Origin of the sequence: Achromobacter deleyi, assembly GCF_016127315.1 — a bacterium.
GTDB classification, from domain to species: domain Bacteria; phylum Pseudomonadota; class Gammaproteobacteria; order Burkholderiales; family Burkholderiaceae_B; genus Achromobacter; species Achromobacter insuavis_A.
The window spans coordinates 6,747,577-6,762,796 of sequence record NZ_CP065997.1; the positions used below are offsets into that span (position 1 = coordinate 6,747,577).

General features: G+C 67.2%; 17 protein-coding genes. 4 read left to right on the forward strand and 13 right to left on the reverse strand.

Going from position 1 to position 15,220, the window contains the following annotated elements; all coding sequences use genetic code 11:
- Positions 1-52 precede the first annotated feature (52 nt).
- From paaK to paaA, 9 genes are all read right to left on the reverse strand, one after another.
- Positions 53-1,369 carry a phenylacetate--CoA ligase PaaK gene (paaK, locus tag I6I07_RS30535; RefSeq protein ID WP_198484880.1) on the reverse strand — a complete coding sequence of 439 codons (1,317 nt, stop codon included), beginning with the start codon at positions 1,367-1,369 and terminating at the stop codon, positions 53-55.
- A 96-nt stretch (positions 1,370-1,465) separates the two neighbouring features.
- Positions 1,466-1,939 carry a hydroxyphenylacetyl-CoA thioesterase PaaI gene (gene paaI, locus I6I07_RS30540; protein WP_006393660.1) on the reverse strand — a complete coding sequence of 158 codons (474 nt, stop codon included), beginning with the start codon at positions 1,937-1,939 and terminating at the stop codon, positions 1,466-1,468.
- The gene (gene paaG, locus I6I07_RS30545; protein ID WP_198484881.1) at positions 1,939-2,727 is read right to left on the reverse strand and encodes a 2-(1,2-epoxy-1,2-dihydrophenyl)acetyl-CoA isomerase PaaG; all 789 of its coding nucleotides are present in this window, start codon (positions 2,725-2,727) and stop codon (positions 1,939-1,941) included. The genes paaI and paaG overlap by 1 nt, the downstream gene beginning before the upstream one ends.
- A gap of 15 nt (positions 2,728-2,742) precedes the next feature.
- Positions 2,743-4,407: a phenylacetic acid degradation protein PaaN gene (gene paaN / locus I6I07_RS30550; RefSeq protein ID WP_198484882.1), complete on the reverse strand. Its 1,665-nt coding sequence runs from the start codon at positions 4,405-4,407 to the stop codon at positions 2,743-2,745.
- 45 nt (positions 4,408-4,452) lie between these two features.
- Positions 4,453-5,541 carry a 1,2-phenylacetyl-CoA epoxidase subunit PaaE gene (paaE, locus tag I6I07_RS30555; RefSeq protein ID WP_006393657.1) on the reverse strand — a complete coding sequence of 363 codons (1,089 nt, stop codon included), beginning with the start codon at positions 5,539-5,541 and terminating at the stop codon, positions 4,453-4,455.
- A 14-nt stretch (positions 5,542-5,555) separates the two neighbouring features.
- Positions 5,556-6,062 carry a 1,2-phenylacetyl-CoA epoxidase subunit PaaD gene (paaD, locus tag I6I07_RS30560; protein ID WP_198484883.1) on the reverse strand — a complete coding sequence of 169 codons (507 nt, stop codon included), beginning with the start codon at positions 6,060-6,062 and terminating at the stop codon, positions 5,556-5,558.
- Entirely contained in the window at positions 6,059-6,823 is a 765-nt protein-coding gene (gene paaC / locus I6I07_RS30565; RefSeq protein WP_198484884.1) for a 1,2-phenylacetyl-CoA epoxidase subunit PaaC, read from the reverse strand. Before paaC ends, paaD begins: the two co-directional genes overlap by 4 nt.
- A gap of 15 nt (positions 6,824-6,838) precedes the next feature.
- A complete protein-coding gene (gene paaB, locus I6I07_RS30570; RefSeq protein WP_006388300.1) occupies positions 6,839-7,123 on the reverse strand; it encodes a 1,2-phenylacetyl-CoA epoxidase subunit PaaB in 285 nt (94 codons plus the stop codon).
- Between the two features lie 88 nt (positions 7,124-7,211).
- Positions 7,212-8,201 (reverse strand): 1,2-phenylacetyl-CoA epoxidase subunit PaaA, encoded by a 990-nt coding sequence (gene paaA / locus I6I07_RS30575; protein WP_006393654.1) that lies wholly within the window; start codon positions 8,199-8,201, stop codon positions 7,212-7,214.
- 172 nt (positions 8,202-8,373) lie between these two features.
- On the opposite strand from paaA, the gene paaX reads away from it, so the two are divergent.
- The gene (gene paaX, locus I6I07_RS30580; RefSeq protein ID WP_198484886.1) at positions 8,374-9,303 is read left to right on the forward strand and encodes a phenylacetic acid degradation operon negative regulatory protein PaaX; all 930 of its coding nucleotides are present in this window, start codon (positions 8,374-8,376) and stop codon (positions 9,301-9,303) included.
- Positions 9,304-9,325: 22 nt separating this feature from the next.
- Here the strand turns inward: paaX and I6I07_RS30585 are convergent, their stop codons facing one another.
- Positions 9,326-9,949, reverse strand: coding sequence for an NAD(P)H-hydrate epimerase (locus tag I6I07_RS30585; protein ID WP_198484888.1), 624 nt, complete (start codon positions 9,947-9,949; stop codon positions 9,326-9,328).
- A gap of 35 nt (positions 9,950-9,984) precedes the next feature.
- Entirely contained in the window at positions 9,985-10,530 is a 546-nt protein-coding gene (orn, locus tag I6I07_RS30590; protein ID WP_006393651.1) for an oligoribonuclease, read from the reverse strand.
- 76 nt (positions 10,531-10,606) lie between these two features.
- On the opposite strand from orn, the gene I6I07_RS30595 reads away from it, so the two are divergent.
- Positions 10,607-11,857, forward strand: a complete 1,251-nt coding sequence (locus I6I07_RS30595) for a M48 family metallopeptidase (protein WP_198484890.1) — start codon at positions 10,607-10,609, stop codon at positions 11,855-11,857.
- Between the two features lie 2 nt (positions 11,858-11,859).
- Complete coding sequence (gene rsgA / locus I6I07_RS30600) at positions 11,860-12,816, forward strand: ribosome small subunit-dependent GTPase A (RefSeq protein ID WP_420094534.1); 957 nt, start codon at positions 11,860-11,862, stop codon at positions 12,814-12,816.
- 52 nt (positions 12,817-12,868) lie between these two features.
- On the opposite strand, the gene I6I07_RS30605 is transcribed toward rsgA, so the two are convergent.
- Both I6I07_RS30605 and rplS read right to left on the reverse strand, forming a co-directional pair.
- Entirely contained in the window at positions 12,869-13,600 is a 732-nt protein-coding gene (locus I6I07_RS30605; RefSeq protein ID WP_198484894.1) for a CoA pyrophosphatase, read from the reverse strand.
- Between the two features lie 123 nt (positions 13,601-13,723).
- The gene (gene rplS, locus I6I07_RS30610) at positions 13,724-14,104 is read right to left on the reverse strand and encodes a 50S ribosomal protein L19 (RefSeq protein ID WP_006218237.1); all 381 of its coding nucleotides are present in this window, start codon (positions 14,102-14,104) and stop codon (positions 13,724-13,726) included.
- A gap of 233 nt (positions 14,105-14,337) precedes the next feature.
- Here rplS and I6I07_RS30615 point away from each other — a divergent pair, with 233 nt between their 5' ends.
- On the forward strand, positions 14,338-15,210 hold the full coding sequence (locus tag I6I07_RS30615) for a DMT family transporter (RefSeq protein ID WP_006393647.1): 873 nt from the start codon (positions 14,338-14,340) through the stop codon (positions 15,208-15,210).
- Positions 15,211-15,220 lie beyond the last annotated feature (10 nt).

Consider the following 15,220-nt stretch of genomic DNA (forward strand, 5'->3'; position numbering starts at 1 on the left):
CTTTTTTTGTTTCCGCGCGCCGCGTGGCGATGGCCACGCGGCGTGGCCATGCTCAGCCCTTCGGGCGCTTGTCGATCACGCGGCGGGCCTTGCCCGTCAATGTGCGCTCGACGTGGCCGGCATCCGACACCTGGATGCGGGCGCTGACGCCGATGTGCGTCTTGACCGCGTGCTGCAGCTGCTTGCCCAGCGCGGCGCGCTCGGCGTCCGACAGGCTCGAGAACTCGGCCCGGACTTCCGTCAGGATCTCGAGCTCGTCCATATTGCCGGTGCGCGACAGCACCAGTTGGTAGTGCGGCGCCAGCTGCGCGATCTTGAGCACCAGTTCCTCGACCTGGGTCGGGAACATGTTCACGCCGCGCACGATCAGCATGTCGTCGCTGCGGCCGGTGATCTTGCCGATGCGGCGCATGCTGCGCGCGGTGGGCGGCAGCAGGCGGGTCAGGTCGCGGGTGCGGTAGCGGATGATGGGCATCGCTTCCTTGGTGAGCGAGGTGAACACCAGTTCGCCCGGCTCGCCGTCCGCCACGGGCTCGCCCGTGTCCGGATTGATGATCTCGGCGTAGAAGTGGTCTTCCCACACCACCGGACCGTCCTTGGTCTCGACGCACTCGCTGGCCACGCCCGGGCCCATCACTTCGGACAGGCCATAGATATCGACCGCGTCGATGCCGGCCTCGGCCTCGATGTCGGCGCGCATCTGGCCAGTCCAGGGCTCGGCGCCGAAGATGCCGATGCGCAGCGAAGTTTGACGCGGATCAATCCCCTGGCGACGCTGCTCCTCCAGAATATTGCAGAAATAGGAGGGCGTGACCATGATGATGTCCGGACGGAAATCGTTGATCAGCTGCACCTGCTTTTCGGTCTGCCCGCCCGACATCGGGATGACCGTGCAACCCAGGCGCTCGGCGCCGTAATGCGCGCCCAGGCCGCCCGTGAACAGGCCGTAGCCGTACGCCACGTGCACCGTATCGCCGGGCTTGCCGCCCGCCGCGCGGATCGAGCGCGCCACCAGGTTGGCCCAGTTGTCCAGGTCGCGCTGGGTGTAGCCCACCACGGTCGGCTTGCCGGTCGTGCCGCTGGAGGCATGGATGCGCGAGATGCGCTCGCGCGGCACCGCGAACATGCCGAACGGATAGTTCTCGCGCAGTTCCTTCTTGGTGGTGAACGGGAACTTCGAAATATCCGACAGCTGCTTCAGGTCGTCGGGATGCACGCCCATCTCGTCGAACGCCTTCTTATAGTGAGGCACGTTCTCGTAGGCGTGCTTGAGCGACCACTTCAGGCGCTCGAGCTGCAACGCGCGCAGCTCATCCTGGCTGGCATGCTCGATGGGGTCCAGCCCCGGCTTGCTCATGGTGTTGGACATGGTTATCTCTCTCCTGGAATGCTCTACCCTCCGTGCCGGGGGACGCGCCGCGCGCCCGCCTCGGCCGGTGGCCTTGTCTCTGATTGGTTGATGCGTTCAAGCCTCGGCTGGCGTGCCGACGATCTGCCCCTTGATGCGGTAGGAACGGCCACGGAACAGGGCGACGTTGCGGCCGTCCTGGTTGGTGATGGTCACGTCGTACACCCCGGTGCGGCCCGCCAGCGAACGCTCTTGCGCCACCGCGGTCAGCAGGTCGCCCTCGAAGCCGGGGGCCAGGTAATCGATGGTGCAGCCCGACGCCACGGTGCTGACGTTGCGCGAATTGCAGGAAAAGGCGAAGGCGCTGTCGGCCAGCGCGAAGATGAACCCGCCATGGCAGGTCTTGTGGCCGTTGAGCATGTCGGGACGCACCCGCATGGTCAGGCGCGCATAGCCCGGCGCCATTTCCTCGACCTTCATGTCCAGGCCCTGCGAGGCCGCGTCGCCGGCGTACATCACCGTGCCCACGGCCTGCGCCAATTCCTGCGGATCCGTCGGCGCCTCGACGGGCGGAACGTGCGTGCTGCTCATCATTGCCCCTTGAACTGCGGTTCGCGTTTGCCCAGGAAGGCCGCCACGCCTTCGGCGTAGTCGGCGCTGCGGCCCAATTCACGCATCATGTCGCGCTCCAGGTCCAGCTGGGTCGCCAGGTCATTGCCCAGGCTGGCCTGCAAGGCGCGCTTGGTGTAGGTCAGGCCCTTGGTCGGCGCGCGCGAGAAATGCTGCGCCAGATTCTCCAGCGTCGCGTCGAACGCGTCGTCCGCCACGCATTGCCAGATCAGGCCCCAGGCCTCGGCCTGGCGCGCGCTGAGCTTGTCGCCCAGCAACGCCAGCCCCATGGCGCGGGCGCGCCCCACCAGGCGCGGCAACACGAAGGTGCCGCCCGTGTCGGGAATCAGGCCCAGCTTGCAGAACGACTGGATGAAGTTGGCCGATTCTTTGGCGATGACGATGTCGCCGGCGAACGCCAGGTTGGCGCCGGCGCCGGCCGCCACGCCATTGACGCCCACCACCACCGGCATCGGCAAGGCGTTCAGGCGGCGCACCAGCGGCGCGTAGAACTTGTCGACGGTCTCGCCCAGGTCGGGCGGCGTACCGTCGGGCGCCGGCTTGCGCTCGCTCAGATCCTGCCCGGCGCAGAAGCCGCGGCCCGCGCCGGTCAGCACCAGCACGCGCGCGCCTTCGGTTTCGACCCGGGTCAGCGCATGCGCCACTTCGCCATGCATGTTGGCGGTGAAGCTGTTGAGCTTGTCGGGGCGGTTCAGCGTCAAGCGGGCAATGCCACCGGCCAATTCGAATTGGATGTCTTGATAGGTCATGTGCGGATCCACCGTTCAGATGTGGCGGCGGGTCTGCACCACGCGGAAGCGGTTGGACACGTAGGCTGAATCGGACAGCGCCGCGTTGGCCGCCGGGTTGGCGCCGGTGCCGTGGAAGTCGCTGAAGGCCGCGGTCTGGTTGACGAACACCGCGCCGGTCAGGTTCAGCGACAGCGACACGCCGGACTCTTCCGCCGCTTCCTGCACCTGCTCGGCCACGTCGTTGCTGGTGGTGTAGGCCGACAGCGACAGCGCGCCGTGCTCGATCACGCTGTCACGCGCGATCTGGATGCTGTGCGCGGTGGAGTCGGTGGCGACCACGAAGGCGATCGGGCCGAACCATTCCTGGCTGATGGCGGCGTTGCCGGCCTCGGCGCGCAGCAGCAGCGGCGTGCGCACGCGGGCGTTCTCGAACTGCGGGTGCGTCAACGTCTTGCTGTCGGCCACCACCGGCAGGCCCAGCGCGCGGGCCTTCTCGATGCGCTCGACGATGCCTTCGTTCTGGATCGCGCCGGTCAGTTCGACGGCCTTGGCGGCGTCGGCGCCGAGCTTGTCGACTGCGGCGCCCAGGGCGGCGGCGACCTCATCGAAGCTGACCCGGCCTTCCGGCGTCTGGATGCCGTCGCGCGGCACGTAGATGTTCTGCGGGGCCGTGCACATCTGGCCCGAATACAGCGCCAGCGAGAACGCCAGGTTGCGCGCCACGCCCTTCAGGTCGGCGGCCGAATCGATGATGACCTGGTTGACGCCGGCCTTCTCGGTGTAGACCAGCGCCTGGCGGGCGTTGTTCTCGAGCCAGTCGCCGTTGGCGGTGCTGCCGGTGAAGTCGATGATCTTGACCGCGGGATCCAGCGCCAGCTGGCGCGCGGTGTCTTCTTCGGCGGTGTGCGCGGCCAGCAGCACCACGTCGGGATCGAAGCCGGCTTCCTGCAGCACTTCGCGCGCGACCTTGACGGTCAGCGCCAGCGGCAGGATCGCGCCCGGGTGCGGCTTGACGATGACGGTGTTGCCGGTCGCCAGGCTGGCGAACAGGCCGGGATAGCCGTTCCAGGTCGGGAAGGTCGAGCAGCCGATCACCAGCGCCACGCCACGCGGCACCACGGTGAAGTGCTTTTCCATGCGGATGGGGTCGTTCTTGCCCTGCGGCTTCTCCCAGATGGCGACGCCGGGGATGCGCGACATTTCCTGCCAGGCATAGGCCACGGCCTCGAAGCCGCGGTCCTGCGCATGCGGGCCGCCGGCCTGGAAGGCCATCATGAAGCCCTGGCCGGTGGTGTGCTGCACGGCGTAGGCCATTTCGAAGCTGAGCTTGTTCAGGCGCGCCAGGATTTCCAGCGACACGCCCACCCAGGCCTGCGGGCCGGCGCGGCGCCAGTCCTGCAACGCGCGCTTGGACGCGGCCACCAGCTTTGCGGCTGGCACGTGCGGATAGGTGATGCCCAGGTCGAAGCCAAAGGGCGACTTCTCGCCGCCGACGGTGCCGTCGGCGGCGTGCAGGTTCAGCGGGAACGGCTTGCCGCGCAGGGCCTCGAAGGCGGCGCGGCCGTCATCATTGGCGGTCTCGCCATAGTTGCGGGGGCTGGGCGACTCGGCAAACGGGCTCCAGTAGCCGCGCAGCGCGGCGGCGGCCAGGGCTTGTTCCAGCAGGGGCTGATGGCGTTCGAAGAATTTCTGGGACACTGCGTCTCTCCAAATGGAATAGGGGTCTGACTGGCGCGCGCCGGGTCAGGTTTCCTGGTCGAAGTCGATCACCAGGCGGTCGCTGACCGGAAAGCTCTGGCAGCTCAGGATAAAGCCTCGCGCCACTTCGTAGTCTTCCAGGGCGAAGTTGGCATCCATGTCCACTTCACCCTCGACCACCTTGCAGCGGCAGGTGGAACACACCCCGCCCTTGCACGAATACGGCAGTTCGATGCCCTGCGCCAGCGCCGAATCCAGCACGCTGTCTTTGTTCTTGTCGATCACGAACTTGCGGCTGTGGCCGTCCTGCACCACCGTCACCTCGCACTGGCCCTTGCCGGGCGCCTGGCGGGCGTCCTGCCCCGTGCGCAACGCGCGCGGCCCCTTCGGGGCGCCGAACAGTTCGAACTTGATGTTCGCCTTCGGGATGCCGCGGGCCTGCAGCCGCTCGACCACGCTCTCGGTCATGGTCTGCGGACCGCAGACAAAAGCGTAGTCGATATCCTCGGGGCTCATCCAGGCCGACATCAGCTGGTCGACCTTGTCGCCGTCCAGGCGGCCGTTGAACAGCTCGATGTCCTGGGTCTCGCGGCTCATGACGTAGACCAGCGAGAAGCGGTCCATGTACAGGTTCTTCAGGTCCTCGATCTCTTCGCGGAACAACACCGCCGAGGAGGCGCGGTTGCCGAAGAACAGCGTGAACTTGCTGTTCGGCTCGGTCGACAGCGCGGTCTTGACCAGCGAGAACACCGGCGTGATGCCGCTGCCAACCGCGAAGGCCACGTAATGGCGCTGGTTCTGCGGCGCGAAGTCGACGGTGAAATTGCCGGCCGGCGCCATCACTTCCAGCGTCTGGCCCGGCTGCAGCTCGTGGTTGGCCCAACTGGAGAAGACGCCTTCATCGACCTTCTTGATCGCCACGCGCAGCAACTTGTCGCGCGGCGCCGAACAGATCGAATAGGAGCGGCGCAGTTCCTCGCCGTTGAGCTGCGTGCGCAGCGTCAGGTATTGGCCCGGCAGGAAAGCGAATTCATCGACCAGTGTGTCGGGCAGGTCGAACGTCACGACCACCGCGTCGCGCGTGTTGCGCGCCACCGAGGCCACTTTCAGGGGGTGGAATTGGTTCAGGCTCATTCTCGAAACCACTCTCAGTGAGTCTTGAAATAATCGAACGGCTCGCGGCAGCTGACGCAGCGGTACAGCGCCTTGCACGAGGTCGATCCGAAGTTGCTGACCAGGCGCGTGTCGCGCGAGCCGCAGCGCGGGCACTCGATGGCGGGCCCGGCGTTGCGCCGGCTGATGCCCGAGATGTCGATGGCCTGCTGCGCCGGCGCGGCGATGCCGTAGCCCTTGAGCGCGGCGCGACCCTTCTCGCTCATCCAGTCGGTGGTCCAGGCGGGCGACAGGCGCGTCTCGACGCGCACCTCGCCGATGCCGTGGCGCGCCAGCACCTGGCGGATGTCCTCGGTGATCTCGCGCATCGCGGGGCAGCCGGAGTAAGTCGGCGTGATGACGACGACGCAGGCGTCGCCATCCCAGGCCACGTCGCGCACCACGCCCAGGTCCACCACCGACAGCACGGGGATCTCCGGATCGGGGACCTCCTGCAGCCAGGCGTAGACCTGCTCGATGGACGCGGACGCCAGCGTGTTCACCACGTCGCTCCCGGATAGGCGCGCGGCAGATGCTGCATTTCCGCCAGCACGTAGCCCAGCTCCTCGGTGTGCCGGCCCTGGCGGCCGCCGCTGTGGGCCGGATGATTCGCGGCCGCGGCGTCGGGCACCGCCAGCGTGGCTTCCTCGAGCACTTCGCGCACGTGCTGTTCCCAGGGCGCGCGCAGCGCGGCCAGTTCACAGCCGATGCCGCGCGCCGCCATGTCCTGGTCGATCGCGTCGTCGGTGAACAGTTCGCCGGTGAAGCGCCAGGCGTCGTCAATCGCCGCCTGCATCCTGGCGTGGCTGGTCTCGGTGCCATCACCCAGGCGCACCACCAGGTCGGACGAGCGCCGCACGTGGTAGGTCACTTCCTTGAGCGACTTGGCGGCGATGCCGGCCACGCGCTCGTCCGACGACTGCGCCAGGCGCTGCAGCAGGAAGTAATGCCAGACGTCGAACAGGAACTGCCGCGCCATGGTGTCGGCGTAGTTGCCGTTGGGCCGTTCGACCAGCAGCGCGTTGTGGAACTGGTGGGCATCGCGCAGGTAGGCCAGCGCGTCCTCGTCGCGGCCCGCGCCCTCGACCTCGCCGGCCAGCGTCAGCCACATGCGGGCCTGGCCCAGCAAATCGAGCGCGGTGTTGGTCAGCGCCAGGTCCTCTTCCAGGATCGGGCCGTGACCGGTCCAGGCGCCCAGACGTTGCGACAGGATCAGCGACGTGTCGCCCAGGCGCAGCAGGTATTCGAAGAAAGTCTTGTCCATGTCTCCCCCGCCGCCTTACATGTGCTTGATTTCTTCAGGCATCGGAAAGAACGTGGGATGCCGGTAGACCTTGCTGTTGGCCGGCTCGAACAAGGGATCCTTGTCGCCCGGGCTGCTGGCGGAGATGTCGGAGGCGCGCACCACCCAGATGCTCAGGCCTTCATTGCGGCGGGTATAGACGTCGCGGGCGTGGTTGATCGCCATTTCGGCGTCGGGCGCGTGCAGGCTGCCGACGTGCTTGTGCGCCAGGCCGTGCTGGCTGCGGATGAACACTTCCCACAGAGGCCAGTCTTTGCTCATGATGGATATCCTCGGATGCCGGGCGCGCATCGCGCCCCGGGTATGGATGAGTAAGGAGTTGGAAGGCCGGGCGCCGCCCGGCCAGGGCTCAGGCCGCCTTGCGCTCGGCCTGCTTGTCGGCGTAGGCGACCAGCGCGTCGCGCACCCAGGCGCCGTCTTCGTGCGCCTTGACGCGCGCCGCCAGGCGCTCGCGGTTGCACGGGCCATTGCCCTTGAGCACGGCGTAGAACTCGCTCCAGTCGATCTCGCCGAAGTCGTAGTGGCCGCGCTCGGCGTTCCACTTCAGTTCGGGATCGGGCACGGTCAGGCCCAGGTACTCGGCCTGCGGCACGGTCTGGTCGACCATCTTCTGGCGCAGTTCGTCGTTGGAGAACAGCTTGATCTTCCAGGCCATGGACTGGGCGCTGTTGGGCGAGTCGGCATCGGACGGGCCGAACATCATGAGGGCCGGCCACCACCAGCGGTTCAGCGAGTCCTGCACCATCGCCTTCTGTTCGGGCGTACCGTGCAGGCACATCTGCATCAGCAGATCGTAGCCCTGGCGCTGGTGGAAGGACTCCTCCTTACAGACCCGCACCATGGCGCGGGCGTAGGGGCCGTAGGAGCAGCGGCACAGCGGAATCTGGTTGATGATGGCCGAGCCGTCGACCAGCCAGCCGATCATGCCGATGTCGGCCCAGCTGAGCGTGGGGTAGTTGAAGATGCTGGAGTACTTGGCGCGGCCGGCGTGCAGGTCGTCGATCAGGTCGTCGCGCGAGACGCCCAGGGTCTCGGCGGCGCTGTACAGGTAGAGGCCGTGGCCGGCTTCGTCCTGCACCTTGGCCAGCAGGATGGCCTTGCGCTTGAGCGACGGGGCGCGGGTGATCCAGTTGCCCTCGGGCAGCATGCCGACGATTTCGGAGTGCGCGTGCTGCGAGATCTGGCGCACCAGGGTCTTGCGGTAGGCCTCGGGCATCCAGTCCTTGGCCTCGATCCGCACGCCATCGTCGATGCGGCGCTGGAACGTCTGTTCGCGGCCTTCGAGCTGGTCCGCGGTCTTGACCTGCTTGACGCCGGTTTCGACGAGTTGAGCGTACATGGTTGTCTCCTTGAGACGGTTTGCGATAGCGCAAAGCAAACGCCGCGCAGTGCCGTCATGTCATAGGCGGATTATTTAATACAAAAAAACCATTGTCAAACTCAAATCTGTATCACATTGGATTTATGTATCATATCGAGGATCCCGATATCGGCCGCTCGCGGCCCCCCTTATGGCAAACCCTCAGTCGCCCCTGGACCGTTACCTGTCACGCCTCATCAAGAGCGATCCGCCGCGCGCCAAATCGCTCTGCGTCAGCCTGCTGGGCGACGCCCTGGCCCCCCATGGCGGCGCCATCTGGCTGGGCGACCTGATCGAGCTGCTGGCGCCCCTGGGCATCAACGAACGCCTGCTGCGCACCAGCGTGTTCCGGCTGGTGGCACAGAACTGGCTGCAGTCCGAACGCCATGGCCGCCGCAGCCTCTACCTGATTTCCGAGCAGGGCCTGCGCCACACGGCGCACGCCTCGCAGCGCATCTACGTGGGCGCGCCTCGCGACTGGAACGGGGAATGGACGCTGGTGGCGTTGCCGCGCACCGGCAACGGGCTGGCCGAACGCGCGGAACTGCGCCGCGAGCTGGTCTGGGAAGGGTTCGGCATGATCGCGCCGGGGCTGTTCGCGCATCCGCACACCGAGGCGCGCGCGGCCCACGACATCCTGGAAAAACTGGGCATTCCGGACAAGGCGCTGGTACTGTCGGCGCGCGACCTGGCCGGCGCCGGCGGCCTGCCGATCGCCAGCCTGGCCTCGCAGTGCTGGAACCTGGACGACGTGGCCGAGCAGTACCGGCAATTCAGCAGGAATTTCGGACCACTGGAAAAGCTGCTGGAAGCGCCCCCGTCACCGCCGGACGCGTTCATCACCCGCGTCATGCTGCTGCACAATTGGCGCCGGATCGTGCTGCACGACCCGCACCTGCCCGGCCCCATGCTGCCGGACAACTGGCCCGGCCATGCGGCGCGCGAGCTCTGCGGCCGCATCTACTGGCAGGTGTTCGACGCCTCGGAGGCGCATCTGAACACCCTGGCTGGCCGCGACAACGAACGCTACGCGCCACTGGCCGCCGACATCGCGACGCGCTTCGGCGGTCGTCCGGCCTGACGGGGCCGCCGCGGGATGGCCATCAGCCCCCGCCGCCCTCTTCCGGCATCACGACGCCCAGCGTATCGATGTGAAGTTCGCCTGCCGCCGGGGCGCGTTCCAGCCCCCTGGCCCGGGCGATGAAGGACAGCGTCCAGCGCGCCAGCACCGGCCGGCCCAGGGCCGCGCCCGTGTCGGCGTCGATGCCGCTGGGCACGTCCAGCGCCAGCACCGGCACCCGCCAGCCATTGACCGTATCCACCAGCGCCTGCCAGTCCGGGCCCAGGGGACGGTTCAATCCGATGCCGAACAGGCCGTCGATGACCAGGTCCGGCACCAGGCCGGGCTCAAGCCCCGGCGATACGGCGCCGCCCGCCGCGATCCAGCCGGCGTAGGCGCGGGCGGCATCGTCGGGCAGCCGCTGCGCGCCGGCGGGCAGCACCACGCGGACATCGTGGCCGCACTGCCGCAGCCGGGTCGCCGCCTCCAGCGCATCGCCGCCATTGTTGCCGGGGCCTGCCAGCGCCAGCAGCGTGGCGCCGGGCGCCACCCGGCGCGCCACGAAACTGGCGGCCGCCGCGCCCGCCAGCGGCATCAGCCGCCGGCCTTCAGCCAGGGCCTGGCGTTCGGCAGCGCGGATCCGGGCGACGGAATGGGAAGTCGGCATGGCGGCTCGCGGACGGCTGCCGCCGGATCGGCGGCTTACACCTTCAGGAAGTGTTCGCGGTAATACTTCAGTTCGTCGATCGATTCATAGATGTCGGCCAGCGCTTCGTGACGGCTCTTCTTCTCGAAACCCTTGTACACGGCCGGCGCCCAGCGGCGCGCCAGTTCCTTGAGCGTGCTGACATCCAGGTTGCGGTAGTGGAAGAACTGTTCCAGGCGCGGCATGTAAGCAAACATGAAACGACGGTCCTGGCTGATGGTGTTGCCGCACAGCGGCGACTTGCCGGCCGGCACGTGCTGCGCGAGAAACGCCAACAGCGTATCCTCTGCCTGCGCTTCGGAAATCGTCGAGGCGCGGACCTTGTCGATCAGGCCGCTCTTGCCGTGGGTGGACTTGTTCCAGCTGTCCATGGCGTCGAGCAGGCTGTCCGACTGGTGCACGACCAGCACGGGGCCTTCGGCGACGACGGTCAGGTCGGCCTCGGTCACCACCACGGCGACCTCGATGATGCGCTCTTTCTCAGGGTCCAGGCCGGTCATTTCCATGTCGAGCCAGACCAGGCGGTTTTCGTTCACAGCCATATAATTTGCCTATAAAAGACGCGATTTTCAAACCCGCGATTTTCGCACATACCCATTTGAGCCGGCCGCATTGCCCATGTTCACATTGCTGTTCGTTGCCTTCCTGCTGACCGATATCGCCGTGCGCATGTGGCTGGCCAGTCGCCAGATCCGCCACGTGGCGCGCCATCGCGACCAGGTGCCGCCGGAATTTTCCCACCGGATCGGCCTGGCGAGCCATCAGCGCGCCGCCGATTACACGGTCGCCCGGGTCAGGCTGGGCATGTTCGAACGCACCTATGACGCCATCCTGCTGATCTGCCTGACGCTGATGGGCGGCCTGCAGGCCATCGACCTGCTGGTAGGCCAGCTTACCAGCAACGACTTCCTGCGCCAGATGCTGTTGCTGGTGGCGGTGGCGCTGCTGCTGGGGTTGCTGGGCCTGCCCTTCACGCTGTGGCGACAGTTCAAGCTGGAAGCCCGCTTCGGTTTCAACCGCATGACGCCCGAGCTGTTCATCTCGGACGCGGCCAAGGGCCTGCTGGTGGCGGCGGTGCTGGGGCTGCCGCTGGCGGCCGCCGTGCTGTGGCTGATGGGCAGCGCGGGGCAATACTGGTGGATCTGGGCCTGGGCGCTCTGGACCGTGTTCAACCTGGCGCTGCTGATCGTCTACCCGATGTTCATCGCCCCGCTGTTCAACAAGTTCACCCCGCTGTCCGACCCCGAGCTGGCCGGCCGCATCCAGCGCCTGGCGCAGCGCTGCGGCTTCGCGCTCAGCGGCCTGTTCGTGATGGACGGCTCGCGCCGCTCGGCCCACGGCAACGCCTATTTCACCGGTTTCGGCCGCTCGCGCCGCATCGTGTTCTTCGACACGCTGCTGGCGCGCCTGAACGCCGACGAGATCGAGGCGGTGCTGGCACACGAGCTGGGCCATTTCGCCAAGCGCCACATCATCAAGCGCATCCTCTTCAGCTTCGCGGCCGCGCTGGGCTTTTTCGCCATCCTGGGCTGGGTCGCGCAGCAACCGTGGTTCTACGTGGGCCTGGGCGTGCTGCCGCAGCTGGGCGGCCGCAACGACGCCATGGCGCTGCTGTTGTTCTTCCTGGCCATTCCCGTTTTCACCTTCGTCTTCACGCCGCTGGCCAGCTGGTACTCGCGCCGCGACGAGTTCGAGGCCGACCGCTACGCGGCCGAGCAGAGCTCGCCCGACCGCCTGGTGTCCGCCCTGGTCAAGCTCTACGACGACAACGCCGCCACCCTGACTCCCGATCCCGTGCACTCCGCCTTCTACGACAGCCATCCCCCCGCCGCCGTGCGCATCCGCCACCTGACGGCGCCCGCGGCATGAGCATGAACGACCGGAACAAGGCCGCCTTCCAGGACGCGCCCCAAGGCAGCGCGCCCGCCAACGCCGCCAACGAAGGCCGCATCATCGCGGCGCACGGCCGCCACTACACCGTCGAGCTGGCCGATGGCAGCCTGCGCAAGTGCTTTCCGCGCGGCAAGAAGGCCGGCGCCGCCGTCGGCGACCGCGTCCGCATCACGCCCCAAGGCCAGGACGAAGGCGCCATCGACGCGATCCTGCCGCGGCGCAACCTGCTGTACCGCTCCGATGAAATGCGGTCCAAGCAATTCGCGTCAAACGTGGACCAGTTGCTGATCGTCGTGGCGGTGCAGCCGACCTTCTCCGACGATCTCACCGGCCGCGCGCTGGCCGGCGCCTGGAGCGCCGGCATCGAGCCGCTGATCATCCTGAACAAGACCGACATCGCCGACGCGCTGACCGCAGCCCGCGCCCGCCTGGCGCCGATCGCCGCACTGGGCGTGGACATCATCGAACTGAGCGCGCTGGAACCCGAAAAGGTCCACACGCTGCTGGCGCCGCGCCTGGCCGGCCGCACCAACCTGCTGCTGGGGCAGAGCGGCATGGGCAAGTCGACGCTGCTGAACGCGCTGGTGCCGGACGCCGCCGCGCCCACCCGCGAGCATTCGACGGCGCTGGACATGGGCAAGCACACCACCACCAGCACCCGTCTCTATCACCTGCCCGCGCCGGGCGGCGACCTGATCGACTCGCCGGGCTTCCAGGCCTTCGGCCTGCAGCACCTGAGCCGCGAGGACATCATCCGCGGTTTTCCGGAGTTCACCCAGCCGATCGAGTCGTGCCGTTTCTACAACTGCACCCATCGCCACGAGCCGGGCTGCGGCGTGGTCGCGGCGCTGGACGCGGGCGCGATCGATCCGGCGCGCTATGCGCTGTACCTGCGCATCCTGGACGAGAACCTGGCGGGACAGCAACGGTATTGAGGGGCCCGCCTGGCGGCGGCTGGCCGGCGCGGCGATCCGCGCGCCAGCCGTATCAACGCGGCTGGAAGCCGTTGCGCAACAGGTGATAGAGGTTGCGCAGCATGCCGGCCGTGGCGCCCCAGATGAAGTGCCTGCCATACGGCATACCGTAATAGTGGCGCACCCGGCCATCCTCGAGCCGCGCCTCGTACAGGCGGTGATTGGCCGGATCCATCAGGAACGACAGCGGCACCTCGAACACCTCGGCCACCTCGAACGCGTCCGGCGCCAGCTGGAAGCCGGGGGTCACCAGCGACACCACGGGAATGATCGAGAAACCCGTGGCGGTCAGGTACGGCGGCATGCTGCCCAGCACCTCGACGTGGTTGGCCGGCAGCCCGGTTTCCTCGTGCGCCTCGCGCAGGGCGGCGTCGATCGGGGTGGCGTCGCTGGTCTCGATGCGGCCGCCCGGAAAACTGATCTGGCCGGCGTGGTCGTGCAGGTGGGCCGCGCGCTGGGTCAGCATGATGTGCACGCCGTTCTCGCGGGTCACCAGCGGAATCAGCACGGCCGCCGGCACCGGCGCGCCTTCGCGGCCGGGATAGCGCAGGTCGTTGTCGCGCGACAGCTCGAGCGTCCAGGTGGCAGGCTGGCTGAGCGTGCCGCGCAGCTGGTCGGGCGTGAGCAGGCCGGACGGCACCGCCAGCAGGGAATCGTTGGCGACGACCCAGGGTTGCGACGCCGGATCGAATCCGGGACGCGCCAATGGCCGTCGTGGCCGAGCGGAAGACGAGGAATCAGACATTCGGCTTTTCAAAAAGAAAAAGGCACCCTCGCAGGTGCCTTTTTAACCCGGAAACCCGTGCCGAACGAAAACGCTGGATGGCGTGTGCGTCCGACACTGGTAGGGCCGTGTGCCGATAAGCGATCAAGCCGCCGAGGCTTGCTTGCTGACCAGCTTTTCCTTGATACGCGCCGACTTGCCCGAGCGGTTGCGCAGGTAGTACAGCTTGGCGCGGCGCACGTCGCCGCGGCGCTTGACTTCGATGCCGGCGATTTGCGGCGAGTACAGCTGGAACGTACGTTCCACGGCTTCACCCGACGAAATCTTGCGCACGGTGAACGCGGAGTTCAGGCCGCGGTTGCGCTTGGCGATCACGACGCCTTCGAAAGCCTGCACGCGCTTGCGGGTGCCTTCAACGACGTTCACGCTCACGATGACGGTGTCACCGGGAGCAAATTCAGGCTTGGCTTGGCCGCCGGTCAGGCGGGCAATCTCTTCCTGTTCCAGGATAGCGATAAGGTTCATTGAGAACTCCTAGATCATCATGCCTTTGCGGACTAAAAACTTTGCCGTTCGATGTTGTTCACGCCTGCCAAAAAAGGCCAGGCCATGTACCGCAAGCAGAGGATGAGATTTGGCAAACCAATGATTCTACACCAAAAATTGGCCGACGCCTCAGGTAACATGGCGCCCTGCCCGCGGGTTTGCGGTACCCTAGCGGTTTCTGTAACAAACACGTCATCAGACGCTGTTCCCTCATGTCGTATTCGTCCCTGTTATTGGTCGTCCTGGCGGCGATGGCCCACGCAACGTGGAATCTGCTCGCCAAGCGCGCGGCCATGGTGGGCGCTCCCTTCGTCTTCGCCTATGGGCTGTGCGCCTCGGTGCTGTACGCGCCGTGGGTCGTGTGGGTGCTGCTGCATGACGGCATGACCTGGACCTGGCCGGTGGTCGGGGCGATCCTGACTTCCAGCCTGTTGCATCTGGGCTACAGCCTGTGCCTGCAACGCGGCTATCAGGTCGCGGACCTGTCGGTGGTGTATCCGATCGCCCGCGGCACGGGCCCCCTGCTCTCGACCACCGGCGCTTTCCTGCTGCTGCGCGAACCGGCCACCACTACCGGCATCGCCGGCATGCTGTGCGTCGTGATCGGCGTGCTGCTGATCGCCACCCAGGGACGGCTGTCGATCTTCCGCAACGCCCAGGCCTGGGTGGGCGTGCGCTGGGGCATGGTGATCGGCCTGTTCATCGCCGCTTACACCGTGGTGGACGCCTATGGCGTGAAAGTGCTGCTGATCAGCCCGGTGCTGTTCGACTGGTTCACCTGTGTCACCCGCACCGCCATGATGACGCCACACATGGTGAAGCGCCGCGCCCAGGCGTGGGAGCTGATGCGCGGCCACTGGCACCTGGCCCTGGCGGTGGGCCTGCTGTCGCCGCTGGGCTACATCCTGGTGCTGTATGCGCTGCGCAACGGCGCGCCGCTGAGCCTGGTGGCGCCGGCGCGGGAAATGTCGATGATGCTGGGCACGCTGGCAGGCATGTTCCTGCTGCGTGAGAAAGTCGGCCCCGGCCGCCTGGCGGGCTGCCTGTCGATCCTGGCGGGCGTGGTGCTGCTGGGTTCGACCTGACGCCCTGCCC

Excerpts from the sequence above, each read along its gene's own strand:
- paaK (WP_198484880.1), bottom strand. The coding sequence starts at position 1,369 with ATGTCCAACACCATGAGCAAGCCGGGGCTGGACCCCATCGAGCATGCC.
- paaI (WP_006393660.1), bottom strand. The coding sequence starts at position 1,939 with ATGAGCAGCACGCACGTTCCGCCCGTCGAGGCGCCGACGGATCCGCAG.
- paaG (WP_198484881.1), bottom strand. The coding sequence starts at position 2,727 with ATGACCTATCAAGACATCCAATTCGAATTGGCCGGTGGCATTGCCCGC.
- paaE (WP_006393657.1), bottom strand. The coding sequence starts at position 5,541 with ATGAGCCTGAACCAATTCCACCCCCTGAAAGTGGCCTCGGTGGCGCGC.
- paaC (WP_198484884.1), bottom strand. The coding sequence starts at position 6,823 with ATGGACAAGACTTTCTTCGAATACCTGCTGCGCCTGGGCGACACGTCG.
- paaB (WP_006388300.1), bottom strand. The coding sequence starts at position 7,123 with ATGAGCAAAGACTGGCCTCTGTGGGAAGTGTTCATCCGCAGCCAGCAC.
- paaA (WP_006393654.1), bottom strand. The coding sequence starts at position 8,201 with ATGTACGCTCAACTCGTCGAAACCGGCGTCAAGCAGGTCAAGACCGCG.
- paaX (WP_198484886.1), top strand. The coding sequence starts at position 8,374 with ATGGCAAACCCTCAGTCGCCCCTGGACCGTTACCTGTCACGCCTCATC.
- I6I07_RS30585 (WP_198484888.1), bottom strand. The coding sequence starts at position 9,949 with ATGCCGACTTCCCATTCCGTCGCCCGGATCCGCGCTGCCGAACGCCAG.
- orn (WP_006393651.1), bottom strand. The coding sequence starts at position 10,530 with ATGGCTGTGAACGAAAACCGCCTGGTCTGGCTCGACATGGAAATGACC.
- I6I07_RS30595 (WP_198484890.1), top strand. The coding sequence starts at position 10,607 with ATGTTCACATTGCTGTTCGTTGCCTTCCTGCTGACCGATATCGCCGTG.
- rsgA (WP_420094534.1), top strand. The coding sequence starts at position 11,860 with ATGAACGACCGGAACAAGGCCGCCTTCCAGGACGCGCCCCAAGGCAGC.
- I6I07_RS30605 (WP_198484894.1), bottom strand. The coding sequence starts at position 13,600 with ATGTCTGATTCCTCGTCTTCCGCTCGGCCACGACGGCCATTGGCGCGT.
- rplS (WP_006218237.1), bottom strand. The coding sequence starts at position 14,104 with ATGAACCTTATCGCTATCCTGGAACAGGAAGAGATTGCCCGCCTGACC.
- I6I07_RS30615 (WP_006393647.1), top strand. The coding sequence starts at position 14,338 with ATGTCGTATTCGTCCCTGTTATTGGTCGTCCTGGCGGCGATGGCCCAC.